We start from the raw sequence: 13,623 nt of genomic DNA, 5'->3' as shown, positions 1-13,623 counted from the left end.
TAGAAAAGTTGAGAAAAAGATGTTTGATTATCGTAATAATTTAAAAAGAATTTTGAATAACACAGCTGGTGATGAAAAGAGCCTGCGTAATGGCCTGGCTGCAATTAAAATGATATTAGGGATGGCGAATGAAAGTGAACCGGCAGCTGCAATATCGCGCACTAATGAAGTTAAAGTTAATGATAAGCAAGTTAAGTTGCTTTTGACTGGTTTAACTGACTTAATTGCAACACCGGGTGATCCAGCAGCCAAGAATACTTCTTTGTCGGCAATTCATCAATTAACTTTTTTTCCTAAGATTGGCAACAAATATGGTAAGAATCTAAGTCAGTTGGAAAAGGCAATTCAGGCTTCTAACACAACTAAAGAGGTAATTAACAGAAAAATTTTTGAACAAGCTGTAAAGCCGAAGGAAAGACCCAAGCGTGACTATCGCAAAGGAAAACGCTATACAGTAATTCGCTTGCTTGCTGGCTGTGACTTAATCAATAGTAATAATCAGCGTGTTTATACTCTAAAAGAATCGCAAATTCATTCATTAAATTTAAAGAGTGGTGACATTGTTGAAGCAGTGGCAGAGGAAAACAATGCTAATTATGAAGCGACAATTCTGCGGGTTGTCGGCTTTCGTAAATTATCATCTAATGAAGTTGATTCAATTTCTACCTTTAAATATGCTGTTGTGCAAGGTCGTATTGGTCACTTGGCAGTAAGTCGTAATATCAAAGGCCAAAAGTTACGAATCCGGGGAAAATCTGTGTTGCTCCCGGTTGATTCTAGTCATTGGCAAGAAGATAATGTCCAGTTAGTTGATGGCTCAATTGTTGACTTAGCATGGTATGATGGCGATATTCGCTTGAAGAAAAATCCAGCTGAGGCTATTCAAATCCGATGGATTTATGAAGTTGAGCAACCTAAAACTACGACAACAGTTAAAAAGAAGAAAGTTAAGGTAGCTAAAGAAACTGCTGAATTAATTAAGTTAGAGATGGACTTACATTACCAACGTGTGGGAATTGCTGTTGGTGACAATCAGAATGAAGCGGTGCTTGAGGGAATTGTTAATCGGTATCATGGAATTCCAATTCCGATTGATGCCTTTCAAGGTAAGAAAAAGGTAATGGAAAATCAAATTAAGGATTTGGACATTGTGATTTTAGTAACTGCATTTGCAGCTCATGATAGTGCGTGGAATATCAGTGAATTTGCCAGTAAATATCAGGTGAAATTTGCAGTTAGCTCCAGCAAAGGCTATCAAGCATTTGAGCGTGCGCTCTATCGTGCAGAAAAAGGTTTACCGGCGTATGAAGGCAACCAGATGATTGAATATAAGACGGAATAAATGGCAATAAAAGCCTAGAGTAGTAATTTATTACTCTAGGCTTTTATCTTTGATAATTTAGATTGAAAACTGATAATTGCAGGATATACCGTATAGATATGAAGAAAAAGAAAGACCTGATAATTTAAATCATTTTAAATTTATTGTTATCTCATGCCGTCCTGCTTGCTGTAAATTGTTGTTTATTTGTATAATAGGAAACGATAATTTTATTTTGGAAGGAAGATGAGATGGTAACAGATAAACAGAAACATACATGGCAATATTGGTTATTTTTCCTAGCAGGCTTAGAAATAATTACGATTGCAATTAACTTCTTTTACGCGCCGATTAATATTGCAGCTGGTGGCTCAACAGGAATTGCAATTTTAGTTGATGCTGTCTGGGGAATTAATCGGTCAGTGACGGTGTTTAGTATTAACACACTGCTATTAGTGTTGGCAGCTGTTTTTTTAGGTAAAGAAACATTAAAAAAAGTTGCTTTAGGTAGTATATTATTGCCACTATTAATGGCGATTACTCCCAGCTTTAAATTAACCAGCAATAACTTGTTAGCAGTTGTCTATGGCGGCGTCTTGATGGGGATTGGTGTGTCGATGTTGTACCGCATTAATGCATCGGCTGGCGGGACAACGATTCCACCATTAATTTTTAAAAAATATTTTTATCTGGAGCCAGCATTAACTTTGTTAATGTTAGATATGGCAATTATTGTGTTAAACATTTTTGTCGCTGGTATGGAAGCATTTTTACTAGCAGCGTTCTCACAGATAGTGACGACAATTACGATGCGTTACACCGAGATGGGCTTTGACAAAAAGTATCAGGTTCGCATCATGAGTAATGATAAGTTGAACGTAATTAAGCAAATGCTGCAGGGCGATTATGAAGGATTAACCGTCTATAATGTCGTTGGCGGCTATAGTGATGAGGATAAGCAACAGCTAGTAATCGTGGTTGATACAAACGAATACGGTCAGCTGGTTGCTAAAGTGCGTGCAATTGATAGCGAAGCTTTTATTGTGACGGAAAGTGTAGCCAAAGTTCATGGCGGTAAGTGGCAAATATAAAATAATAAAATGAAGGACGGGATGTTAATCTCGTCTTTTTAAGTAACTAATGAAGGTTGCAGTAGCATTGCTAATGAAAGTAATGATATTAATAAAATTTGCTTTTAATTGTAAAAACAAAATTGTTTTAGTTTATAATTAACATAATTAAGCCAAATTTGAGGTATTACAAAATGAAAAAATGTATTGATAAAAAGAAAAATAAAATAACCGTGTTAATGTTGGCAACGCTATTGGGAATAAATCTCATGGCAACTGACATTGTTACAGTTCATGCAGATAATGTGAATTCCTCTGAGGATACTACTTTTTCTGCTTTGTGGACGGGAAAAGATGGTGAGTGTGACTGGTCCTATGATATTGTTACTAGAACTTTGACAATCAGTGCTAGCAGTCGCGGCAAGCAGTTAGGGACTAAGATACTTACAGGTCAGACAGGTGGTCTTATTCCTTGGAGTAATTGGATAGAGCATATTAATTTTGCAACACCAGTTAGCTTGGCAATTAATTCTGGTGGAAAATTTAGTTATTTGTATAATTTAAAGACAATTGATAATTTTAACCTCGTTGATACAAGTAAAGTAGTTAATATGTCAGAGCTATTTAGCAATGATGATAAGTTATACAAACTGGATTTAAGTGGGATTAATACAAGCAAGGTCGCAAACGTAACCAATATGTTTTATGGTGATAAAAAGTTAACCCAACTTGACTTGAGTAGGCTTGATCTTAGTCATGTGCCGGCTGCTAAGAAAAGAGGGATGTTAACCAACTCAGGTTTAGATAATAAACCTGAGTCTACACAAACTGGTGCAGTTGCTCATGTAGGCAAGTAAATGCAAGGATAAAAAATAAATAGATAAAACAAAAAAGGAGCTTAATGCTCCTTTTTATGTAGTATCAAAAGTGGTAAATATTAACTCCAATCTTCAAAATATAATGACTGAAGTTGCTTTTTAGTTGTTTTTACTAGCCAGATAACTTCTTTGACTTCACCGCGGCTAACAGAAGTTGATCTTAAAGTTACTGCTGCTATTCCCAAGGCATTTTCATAGTTATTCTTCAGGCTAGCATCAATAGCGATAGCATTTAGGTTTTTTTGTCCAGCCATAAATAATTGAGCCAATTCTTTTTTGTCAGCTGTTGTTGCAGTTACTTGATCAGCTTGAGCATCTTGCGGACTATTTAGTGGTTTCAAAGTAATGTAGTTGTTGGTGAATTTAATTGCATCTGCTTTAACGAAACTGTTACTAAAAGTCATTCGTTCGGGATCAGAAGCAGGAATTACATCATTGTTTTGCCGGAATAAATGATAGAATAATTCTGCTTTTTGAGTCTTATTGTTCCAAAGATAAAATAGACCATCGGCGCTGACAGCTTCATCTTTTAGTGGTGTTAGTGGCTTAGAAAGTTCGGTGCCTAGATTAGAATAGAGCTTAATTGGCGCGTTTGAAGTCGAGGAGAAAGTTCGATAGGCCATTTCATTATAATCAGCGATGGGGGGATCATTTCTTAACTTAAGCAGACTTTGATCAAGATATTCATCAGGATAATCATGCAAGTGGTAGATGTAACCATCAAAATCTTCTGCCCATGGAGTAACAGTCCGGTCAATTTTAACTTTTTGTCCCTTTTTAAGTTGATGATTGGTGCCGATATTTGAAATATATTGGGTGGTAGTATTTGCTGTCACGACGGCAGTTGTGATGCCATTATAGTGGGCAACTGTGCCGTTGATTCTGCCAATATTTTTGGCATTAATATATTGATTATTGCCTAAAGCATAGTAATCTTTACCGTGGATTTTGTGAGTAGGCAAATAACCATACTGTTGATTACTAATATAATAAAAATACTTAGGAATTTTCGTGGTCGTCTTTCTTCTATCAGCATAGGTGACTAACGTATCTTTAGTTAAAGTTTTTCCTGTTTTTTTGCCATTTTGATGATAAATATTAGAATTATGGTTGAGCATTAATTTACCTTTTTGCAGGTTTTTACCATTAACGCCAATCACATACTTAGCATTAATATAAGCATTTTTAGCAATGCGGTAATATTTTTTACCTTTAATTAAAGCAGTTTGACCAGTATAGTGAAATTCGTTATCATCACTGTCACAATCTAAATGAGCGTAACCTTTTCTGTCAGTATTAATATCAAGAGTAACACCAGGGATGCTGTCATAATAACGGTAACGTTTGCCATTTGCCTGATAAATGAAAGGACTATCGATTATTTCAAGCGTATTTTTGGGTGTTTTTTTAACAGCCTGTACTTTTTGTGATTGTATCATGGTTAAACAGGGACTACCAAGCAGCATGACAGCTAGCAGAATGTTTAATTTTTTAGTTAATTTCATTATTTGCCTCATTATTAAAACTTCACTGAAATCATTTTACCTTTGCCGATAATGTAGTAGGCTTTACCATTGAGCTTAATTGGATCACCGTAGGTGTTATATGGTGTGTGTGCTGGTATTTTACCGATTTTTTTACCCTTAGTGTTATACAGGGTGGCGGCATGATCTGACCATTCAATTCCGCGTCCACTAATGTTGCTTTGTGGAACATAAAAATTATTATCAATTAGGTAAAAATAGCGACCGCCAGCATAATGAATATTTGCTTGCTGTCCAAAAGTTCCCTTGATTTTTTGAATTTTGACGTATGAACCAGCCTTTAGCAGCAAACCGTTTGCTCGATGACTTTTAGCATCATATAGGTAGGTACTGTGCATGATGCGTTTGGTGCCCTTAGCAGCCTTAAGTTGGTCTTTAGGCTTAACTTTAAAGGTTTTTAGTGGTAGGTAATATTGATTATTTAACTGGTAAAAAGTATGGCCTTTAATGTCTTTAGTACCGTTAATATTGACAATTGAACCCGCTGCTAAAATTGTGCTGTTTAGCTGTTTACCAGTAGCATTAAATAAATAGGTAGCATGTTTAAGTTTGATCTGTTTTTGCCCAGCAATTCTAACTCTGACCAAAGTATACTTAAAAGTACCATCTGGTAAAGTCACGTTAACGCTGCCAGTAGCTAAGCCATTGATAATAGTTGCTGGTTTACTACCCCAAACAAAAGTAGTGCCATCAGGCATGTCTTGCCAATTAGCTAGACTCAGTTTAGCGGTCTCAGAATTTTTAGTTAATACTGTGTTAGTTGGGATAACTTCCTCTTGTCCTGCCGGCAATGCTAGTGGCGTGAATTTATCGTAGTCGATTATTTCAGGTTCTTGGCTAGTGTTGTCAGCGTGCACCAATTGACTTGAAAAGATAATACTGCCAAATGTGAACAAGCTGACTGAAGCGGCAAGTTTAAGTAAATTCTTAGTCTTTTTTTCTTGCATTTTTTTCCTTATTAAAATTATTAATAATAAATTTGCATTCATCATAATTCTTTAAGTGCCTTGTGTAAAGGGCATTAAGAATTATGTGTGTAACTATGTAAATTAAGTTAAAGCAGCACAATTGCAAATAGTAATTAAAAAAACACGCTTATTTGATAGTGAATGTTAAGCCAATAATTTTTTATTGCCAATTATGCTTAAGGGTAGTATTATAAAGTAGTTGTATTTGTGGAGACCTCCACATCTGCAACCGCACATTTCGGGAGTTAGAAGACTTTGAAAAAGGCACCCCGATTGGCGAGTCTAAGTATTTTTTGGAGGTGCAGTAATGTACGCAATTATTAAAACCGGTGGTAAGCAATATAAAGTTGCTGAAGGCGACGCTGTTTTTGTAGAAAAGCTTGATGTAGAAGAAGGCAAAGAAGTTACCTTTGATGAAGTCATTCTTGTTTCTGATGGTAAAGATGTTAAAATCGGTAACCCATTGGTTAAGGGTGCTAAAGTAACTGCTAAAGTTGAAAAGCAAGGTAAGGAAAAGAAAGTTGTAACTTTCAAGTACAAGCCTAAGAAGCACTCACATTCAAAGTATGGTCACCGTCAACCTTATACTAAGGTTACAGTTGAAAAGATTGAAGCTTAATTCAGAGGTGAAATGATATGAATATTTTAGGTCTTAAATTATTTGCCCACCACAAGGGTGGAGGTTCTACTGCTAACGGTCGTGACTCAGCTGGTCGTCGTTTAGGCGCTAAGGCTGCTGATGGTCAAACTATTCACGCAGGTTCAATTATTTACCGTCAACGTGGTACACACATTCACCCAGGCAAGAATGTTGGTCAAGGTGGAGACGATACTTTGTTTGCATTAGTTAACGGAGTAGTTAAGTTTGAACGTCTGGACAAGTACAGAAAACAAGTTTCTGTTATTCCAGTCGAAGAAGAAGCTAAGTAATTTAGTTCTTATGAAGACGAAAAGCACATGCTTCTCGTCTTTTTTATGCTTTTTTAATTTTATTCTATATTAATATTTAAATATGTAGGCAATGATATCTTTTAGCGGTAAAATAAGATTAAATATTTTACCATGAAAGAGGTCGAAAATGAACGAACAAGATCAACTGCTGACACTTTTAAATAGGCGGATTACCGTGGTTACTAAATTGATTAAAGAGCAAGGAGCCGACGGTCTACTTATTTTTAATCAAGCTAACTACCGCTATTTAACGAACTTTACTGGTGAAGAAGCACAATTAATTTTAACAGCTGCAGGAGACAGAATTTTATTGTCTGATTCCCGTTTTGCTGATCAAATTAAGGCACAGGCTCCTGGTGAACTGACCGTAATTATGAAGCATGGTAATCAAGACGCTGAGATCAGTAAGCAATTAAAGCAAGCTAACCTCAAGAAAGTATTGGTTGAAGGTGAGTTTATTTCGGCAGTTGAATTTGCTAATTTACAAAAATTAAATCCAGAGATTGAATTTTCCTTAACTGAAGAATTGGTTGAACGGGTACGTAATGTTAAAGATGAATTGGAGCTGGCTGCTCTAAAGCAGGCAATCAGTATCTCTATGGATAGCTTTAATGGCATTTTACCGTTAATTCAACCGGGAGCAATCGAACGTAATATTGGTGCTAAGCTTGATTATTTGTTTAAAGTTAATGGCGGTGAAGGCCCGAGTTTTGATACAATTATTGCCTCAGGCGTCCGCTCTGCATGGGCACATGGTGTTGCCAGTAACAAGATGATTGAAGACGGCGACATGGTGGTAATTGACTTTGGTGCTTTTTATCATGGTTATGCTGCTGACATCACTCGAACTGTGTCTGTTGGCAAAGTTGATCATGAAATGCATCAGATTTACAACATTGTGCATGAAGCACAACGACGTGGAATTGCCGCTGCAGTTGCTGGTAATCATGGTAAGGATGTTGATTGTGCTGCTAGAGATTACATTCAAGAGCAAGGCTATGGTCAATATTTCGGCCACGGGATTGGTCATGGAATTGGTTTAGAAATTCATGAATTATGCCAGCCAGCTTTACCATTTGGTAAGCAAGAATTGGTAAATAATATGGTGCATACAGTTGAACCGGGAATATATTTACCGGGTAAGGGTGGCGTTAGAATTGAAGACGACATTTTAGTTCACGATCAAACGCCGGAAACTTTGTCCACCTTGCCTAAAGACGAATTAATTTCTTTGTAAAATTTGAATATTTTTAATAGTAAAATTATGCCTAAATTGGTAAGATAGATTATGGAGATGAGGTACTCAAGATGACAATGATTTCAGTTAACGAATTTAAGAACGGCCTGACTATTCAATTTAATAATGATTTATGGCGGATTGTTGAATTCCAACACGTAAAGCCAGGTAAGGGTAGTGCTTTTGTTCGCTCAAAGCTTAAGAGCTTGACTACAGGTGCAGTTCAGGAAAATACTTTCCGTTCAACTGCTAAGGTAGAAACTGCAGAAATTGAAACCAAAGGAATGCAATATTTGTATAATGATGGTTCAAGTTATGTATTCATGGACACAACGACCTATGATCAATTAGCAATTCCTAATGAGCAAATTAAAGATGAAGCTAACTATTTAAAAGAAAATATGGATGTTAGTGTAATCATGCATGAAGGTCGGACTTTGGGAGTACAATTGCCGAATACTGTTGATTTGGCAGTTGCTAAAACTGAGCCAAATATTAAGGGCGATACATCTTCTGGTGGTGGTAAGCCAGCAACGATGGAAACAGGCTTGGTAGTTAACGTTCCGTTCTTTATTAATGAAGGCGACGTCTTAACTATTAATACGGTCGACGGTACATACGTATCTCGCGCAAATAAGTAGTTTTTCGAGGTAAATAAAATGGCAGATAGTTCAAAAATTGTCTTAGATGATAAAAATAACGGTGAAGAAATCGAAATTGATCCTAGTGTTCTTGAAGTTATCATGGGCATTGCTGCCGAAAAAGTTGACGGTGTTGCCGAAATGCGCGGCAGTGTCAGATCTGGAATTAACCGAGTTCTAGGACGTGAGGATCGCAGTAAAGGTGTCACAGTTAGACTTGATGAAGACCATAATCTAATTGCTGATGTTTATATCAGTGTTGAAGCAGGTAGTTATGTACCTAAAATTGCAATGAATTTGCAAAAAGACTTGCAAGAGCAAGTTGAGCAAATGACTGATTTAACCTTTAAAGAAATTAATGTTCACGTAACCGGTTTAGTTTTCCCAGAGGATGAAGATAAGGAAGACAGTCAGACGGCAAAATTGTTTTCTGACATTGATGAAAAGAGTAAAAATGAATCAACACGAGAGTCGTAGAGTTGCGATGCAGGCGGTTTATTTAGCTAATCAAGATGTTAAATTAGAACCTGCAGATGTTGAAGCCAAAACTGTTGTAGCACTTGATTTAAAAGAACTTTCTGCTTATTCGAAAACTCTAATTACGGGCATAATTGCTAAACGCGATGAATTGAAGGGCGAACTTGCCAGTCATTTGAAGAAGAATTGGCGGATTAATCGGATTAATCAGATTACCCTTGCAATTTTGGAAGTTGCCTTATACGAAATTAAGTATAGTGATGAAATTGAGCCTAAGGCAGCAGTAAATGAGGCTTTAAATTTGTGTGACGAATTTGCTGATCCGAAGACAAAACCATTTATTAATGGTGTTTTGGCAAATTTTGTTGAAAAATAACTAATAGTCGGCTGTGAAGCCGGCTATTTTTATAGAAAAGGAAAATAAAATTTATGGGGCAAATTCTAGATGGGCAACAGTTAGCGAATTTGCGGGCATGTAATCTTAAAAAAGAAGTTGCAGATTTAAAAAAGCAGGACATAAAACCATTATTTTGCGTAATTAATATTGGTAATGATCCAAGTAGTAAAATATATTTACGAACGAAAAAAAGACGAGCTGAAGCTATTGGGATTGAACAACGGGTATATCAATTACCAGTTGATGAAAAGCAGGTTTATCTGCTAGCTTTAATTGATCAGTTGAATGCCGCTGAGGAAGTTAATGGTATTATGATTCAACTACCGGTTCCCGAACAGATTAATTTAAGTGAAGCCTTAGATCATATTAACCCTGAAAAAGATGTTGATTGCTTAACGCCAAGCAATGTTGGTCGTTTGTGGCGCGGCGATCATTTTGTTGAACCAGCAACGGCCCATGGTATTTTGGCATTATTACAGCATTATCAGATTGGCTTGCGTGGAAAAAACGTGGTAATTATTGGTCGCAGTAGCATTGTTGGCAAACCACTAGCAGCTTTAATGCTTGAGCAGGATGCGACGGTTTCGATTTTGCACTTGAAGACGCAGAACCTTTCAGAATATACTAAGAGAGCGGATATTTTGGTTTCAGCGGCGGGACAAGCAGGTCTAGTAACTGCTAATATGATTAAACCCGGTGCAGTTATTGTAGATGTTGGCATTAATCGAATAGCTGGCAAAATTGTCGGTGACGTTGACTTTGCAGAAGTAGCACCACAGGCCAGTTATATTACACCAGTTCCCGGCGGGGTAGGACCATTAACTGTTGAGTCACTAATGGAGCAGGTTGTGAAGTTAACGAGGAGAAATCATGGCAGATAATAAGTATCTTACTGTTACGGATTTGAATTATTACATTACCCAAAAATTTAAAAATGATCCGTATCTGCATAAAGTCTTTTTGCAGGGAGAACTATCTAATTTTCGCTTTCGGCGTAATTCACACCAGTATTTTTCATTAAAAGATGAAAAATCTAAGATTAATGTGGTAATGTTTCGTTCCTACTTTGATAAGGTCAAGTTTAGACCAGAAGAAGGAATGAAAGTGTATGTTACTGGTTATGTTAGTGTCTATGGTCCGCAAGGTTCATATCAGTTTTATGCAGAATCAATGGAACCAGCTGGACTTGGGGCCTTATATGAGCAGTTGCAGCAACTGCAAGCTAAGTTAGCTAAGGAAGGTTTGTTTGCTCCTGAACATAAAAAGAAATTGCCCCATTTTCCAGATCATATTGCTGTGATCACGAGTGCTTCAGGAGCGGTGATTCATGATATTTTAGTTACAGCTAATCGACGTTTTCCGCATGCTGAAGTAGATTTGTTTCCAGCTCAAGTTCAAGGGGAGCGGGCCAAAGATTCATTAGTGGCAGCAATGAAGCAAATTGTTTCGTATGGTGATAAGTACGATGTTCTAATTATTGGGCGTGGTGGTGGTTCACTCGAGGATTTGTGGCCCTTTAATGAAGAAGAAGTTGTCCGGCAAGTTTATGCAATGCCAATGCCGGTAATTTCATCAGTTGGTCATGAAACAGATACTACTCTATGTGATTTAGTTGCTGATAGTCGGGCCGCAACACCGACAGCAGCAGCAGAATATGCGACGCCGAACTTAACAGACGAATTAGCAAATATTCATCAATTACAGAGTAGTTTGCTGTCCAGTATGCAAAATGTGATTCGTATTCGGCGAGATGCACTTGAGCGCATTAATAATTCGGTAATTATGCGGGAGCCAACGCGGTTATATGATGAGCAGGCACAGACGCTCGATATGTTGCGTGAACGGTTAAATAATAATATGATGCACCAATTGGAGCGCATCCGGCAACGTTATCAATTATCTAAGCAAGCATTGCTAAGTACTGATCTAAGTGGTCAAATTGCGCAGATGCTGCAACAAGAAGATTTTTATCATCAAAAATTGTTTATTAATATCAAAGGTGTTTTGCGTGAGAAGCGACAGCAATTAGGTCAAGTAGGCCAGCAATTAAGTGATTATAGCCCGTTGCAGACATTGAACCGTGGTTATACTTATGCAACTAATGCCCAAGATCAAACTGTGAGCTCGGTAGCCCAACTTAAAAAGAAAGATGAAATTAATCTTCATTTTAAAGATGGTCAGGCGCAGGCAATTATTAAGTCAGTGAGGAAATTAGAAAATGGCAACGAAGAATAATTTTGAAGAACAATTAACAGAATTACAAAAAATTGTGGCAAATTTAGAAAACGGCAATGTACCACTAGAAGATGCCCTAAAAGAATTTCAAGCGGGGGTAAAGCTTAGCCGAGATTTAAATCAAAAATTAACAGCAGCTGAGGAAACAGTTGCTAAATTAATCGATAGTGATGGTACGGAACATAAGTTGGATCCTAATAATGCCGCAGCGCCAGAGGAATAAAATGAATTTTAACGAATTTAGAGTAAAGTGGACACCAGTTATTGACACATATTTAACCGAGCATTTAGCAAGTGAGATTGATGATGCTAAAATCAGTCAGATTATGGCTTATTCAGTAATGGCTGGAGGCAAAAGGCTGCGACCATTATTGTTCTTAGCAACTTTAGCGGCATTAGGTAAGGATATTAACCAGCCAGAAATTCAAATTGCTAGTGGAATTGAATTAATTCATACTTATTCATTAATTCATGATGATTTACCGGCAATGGATAATGATGACTATCGGCGCGGTAAGTTAACTAGTCATAAAAAGTGGGGCGAAGCCGAGGCAATATTAGCTGGGGATGCGCTTTTACCATTAGGAATTGAATGGATTGTGTCAGGTAGTCACTCAACAAAATTAGTAAAAATAATTACTCAAGCAGTTGGCCCTAACGGCATGGTTGGCGGACAATATCTAGATATTGATTCAACTAATAATGCTAGTGTTGCAGATGATAGACAGTTCATTAACCGAATGGAATGGCTTAAAACTGGTTGTTTAATCATGGCTTGTGTTGAAATGGCAGCAACTTATGCTGGCGCGGATGAGACAAGCAAAAAGAAATTAATGTCATTTGCACATGATTTTGGCCGGTCATATCAGATTTATGATGACCTCGTTGATGTGGTTGAAACAAGTGAAGAAGCCGGTAAGGCAACGCATAAGGATCAAGAAGAGGGGAAGAATAATACGCTGACTCTTCTTGGAGTAGATCAAAGTCGGCAAGAGTTGCGAGGCTTAATTAAACATGCGCAAGCTAGTGTCGCAGATTTGAATAGCGATGTTTTGTTAGGTTTTCTTGCTTTATATCAGAAGGTGTTGTAATGACTAAGAAACGAGCCGATATTTTACTAGCAGAACAAGGACTATTTCATTCAAGAACGCAAGCACAGCGGGCAATTATGGCTGGACTTGTGTCTGATCATAATCATCAGCGAATTGATAAAAGTGGCACAAGTTTTCCTGAAGATGAACAGTTTTACGTTAAAGATGATGGTAAAAAGTATGTTTCTCGCGGTGGTTTTAAATTAGAGAAGGCATTAAAATCTTTTCAAATTGATTTGCAAGATAAGATTTGTTTAGATATTGGTGCTTCAACTGGTGGTTTTACTGATGTTGCTTTACAAAATGGCGCCAAAATGGTCTATGCATTGGATGTTGGATATAACCAATTAGCGTGGCAGTTGCGTGATGATCAACGCGTAGTAGTTATGGAGAAACAAAATTTTCGGTATAGTAAGCCAGCAGATTTTACGCAAGGCTTGCCTGACTTTGCGATGACCGATGTTTCGTTTATTTCACTAGACTTGATTATGCCACCAATGTATCAAATTTTAAAAAATGGTTGTGATGCCGTCTGCTTAATTAAGCCGCAATTTGAAGCTGGTCCGGAAAATGTTGGTAAGCACGGGATTGTGCATGATCATGCGGTTCATTGTGCGGTAATTGAGCATACGATTGAACAAGCGTTAGCAACGGGATTTAATGTGCTAGATGTTGACTATTCCCCAATTAAGGGTGGTAAGGGTAATATTGAATTTCTAATTCATTTACAAAAAGAAGAACAAAGTGGCGGTCAAAGATTATGGTCAGGTACGCCAGAAGAGGTTGTAGAACGCGCGGTTCATGAGCTTTAGG

The 13,623-nt window shown here is 37.3% G+C and carries 16 protein-coding genes and 1 other annotated feature; of the genes, 14 read left to right on the top strand and 2 right to left on the bottom strand.

The features are described 5' to 3' along the window. Window positions 1–19: 19 nt before the first annotated feature. The 3 genes from OZY43_RS05225 (at window position 20) to OZY43_RS05215 (ending at window position 3,248) form a co-directional block, all read left to right on the top strand. A complete protein-coding gene (locus tag OZY43_RS05225; RefSeq protein WP_277164027.1) occupies window positions 20–1,342 on the top strand; it encodes a DUF2325 domain-containing protein in 1,323 nt (440 codons plus the stop codon). A 230-nt stretch (window positions 1,343–1,572) separates the two neighbouring features. Then, a complete protein-coding gene (locus OZY43_RS05220) occupies window positions 1,573–2,412 on the top strand; it encodes a YitT family protein (protein ID WP_277164025.1) in 840 nt (279 codons plus the stop codon). Between the two features lie 173 nt (window positions 2,413–2,585). After that, window positions 2,586–3,248: a BspA family leucine-rich repeat surface protein gene (locus tag OZY43_RS05215; RefSeq protein ID WP_277164024.1), complete on the top strand. Its 663-nt coding sequence runs from the start codon at window positions 2,586–2,588 to the stop codon at window positions 3,246–3,248. A gap of 80 nt (window positions 3,249–3,328) precedes the next feature. Here OZY43_RS05215 and OZY43_RS05210 read toward each other — a convergent pair whose 3' ends face one another. Further along, the gene (locus OZY43_RS05210; protein WP_277164022.1) at window positions 3,329–4,774 is read right to left on the bottom strand and encodes an SLAP domain-containing protein; all 1,446 of its coding nucleotides are present in this window, start codon (window positions 4,772–4,774) and stop codon (window positions 3,329–3,331) included. A 14-nt stretch (window positions 4,775–4,788) separates the two neighbouring features. Then, window positions 4,789–5,760: an SLAP domain-containing protein gene (locus OZY43_RS05205; protein WP_277164021.1), complete on the bottom strand. Its 972-nt coding sequence runs from the start codon at window positions 5,758–5,760 to the stop codon at window positions 4,789–4,791. 238 nt (window positions 5,761–5,998) lie between these two features. Next, window positions 5,999–6,075: a sequence feature (ribosomal protein L21 leader region), on the top strand. A 13-nt stretch (window positions 6,076–6,088) separates the two neighbouring features. Here OZY43_RS05205 and rplU point away from each other — a divergent pair. The 11 genes from rplU to OZY43_RS05150 all read left to right on the top strand — a co-directional run bounded on the left by rplU (window position 6,089) and on the right by OZY43_RS05150 (window position 13,622). Next, a complete protein-coding gene (gene rplU / locus OZY43_RS05200) occupies window positions 6,089–6,400 on the top strand; it encodes a 50S ribosomal protein L21 (RefSeq protein ID WP_277164019.1) in 312 nt (103 codons plus the stop codon). Between the two features lie 17 nt (window positions 6,401–6,417). Next, on the top strand, window positions 6,418–6,711 hold the full coding sequence (gene rpmA / locus OZY43_RS05195) for a 50S ribosomal protein L27 (RefSeq protein ID WP_277164017.1): 294 nt from the start codon (window positions 6,418–6,420) through the stop codon (window positions 6,709–6,711). Between the two features lie 148 nt (window positions 6,712–6,859). Next, window positions 6,860–7,969, top strand: coding sequence for a Xaa-Pro peptidase family protein (locus OZY43_RS05190; RefSeq protein ID WP_277164016.1), 1,110 nt, complete (start codon window positions 6,860–6,862; stop codon window positions 7,967–7,969). A gap of 71 nt (window positions 7,970–8,040) precedes the next feature. Then, window positions 8,041–8,610 (top strand): elongation factor P, encoded by a 570-nt coding sequence (gene efp, locus OZY43_RS05185; RefSeq protein ID WP_277164014.1) that lies wholly within the window; start codon window positions 8,041–8,043, stop codon window positions 8,608–8,610. 18 nt (window positions 8,611–8,628) lie between these two features. Then, on the top strand, window positions 8,629–9,087 hold the full coding sequence (locus tag OZY43_RS05180) for an Asp23/Gls24 family envelope stress response protein (protein ID WP_277164012.1): 459 nt from the start codon (window positions 8,629–8,631) through the stop codon (window positions 9,085–9,087). Further along, entirely contained in the window at window positions 9,065–9,463 is a 399-nt protein-coding gene (gene nusB, locus OZY43_RS05175; protein ID WP_277164010.1) for a transcription antitermination factor NusB, read from the top strand. The genes OZY43_RS05180 and nusB overlap by 23 nt, the downstream gene beginning before the upstream one ends. A 53-nt stretch (window positions 9,464–9,516) precedes the next feature. Continuing rightward, window positions 9,517–10,365 carry a tetrahydrofolate dehydrogenase/cyclohydrolase catalytic domain-containing protein gene (locus OZY43_RS05170; protein ID WP_277164009.1) on the top strand — a complete coding sequence of 283 codons (849 nt, stop codon included), beginning with the start codon at window positions 9,517–9,519 and terminating at the stop codon, window positions 10,363–10,365. Further along, window positions 10,355–11,719 (top strand): exodeoxyribonuclease VII large subunit, encoded by a 1,365-nt coding sequence (gene xseA / locus OZY43_RS05165; RefSeq protein ID WP_277164008.1) that lies wholly within the window; start codon window positions 10,355–10,357, stop codon window positions 11,717–11,719. Before OZY43_RS05170 ends, xseA begins: the two co-directional genes overlap by 11 nt. After that, the gene (locus tag OZY43_RS05160) at window positions 11,703–11,942 is read left to right on the top strand and encodes an exodeoxyribonuclease VII small subunit (protein WP_277164006.1); all 240 of its coding nucleotides are present in this window, start codon (window positions 11,703–11,705) and stop codon (window positions 11,940–11,942) included. Before xseA ends, OZY43_RS05160 begins: the two co-directional genes overlap by 17 nt. 1 nt (window position 11,943) lies before the next feature. After that, window positions 11,944–12,810: a polyprenyl synthetase family protein gene (locus OZY43_RS05155; protein WP_277164005.1), complete on the top strand. Its 867-nt coding sequence runs from the start codon at window positions 11,944–11,946 to the stop codon at window positions 12,808–12,810. Continuing rightward, the gene (locus OZY43_RS05150; protein WP_277164004.1) at window positions 12,810–13,622 is read left to right on the top strand and encodes a TlyA family RNA methyltransferase; all 813 of its coding nucleotides are present in this window, start codon (window positions 12,810–12,812) and stop codon (window positions 13,620–13,622) included. The genes OZY43_RS05155 and OZY43_RS05150 overlap by 1 nt, the downstream gene beginning before the upstream one ends. Window position 13,623 lies beyond the last annotated feature (1 nt).

The organism is Lactobacillus sp. ESL0785 (genome assembly GCF_029395455.1).
In the GTDB taxonomy this organism is placed as follows: Bacteria; Bacillota; Bacilli; order Lactobacillales; family Lactobacillaceae; genus Lactobacillus.
Note: the sequence above shows the minus strand (reverse complement) of the source record. Positions and strands in the feature narration are given on the sequence as shown.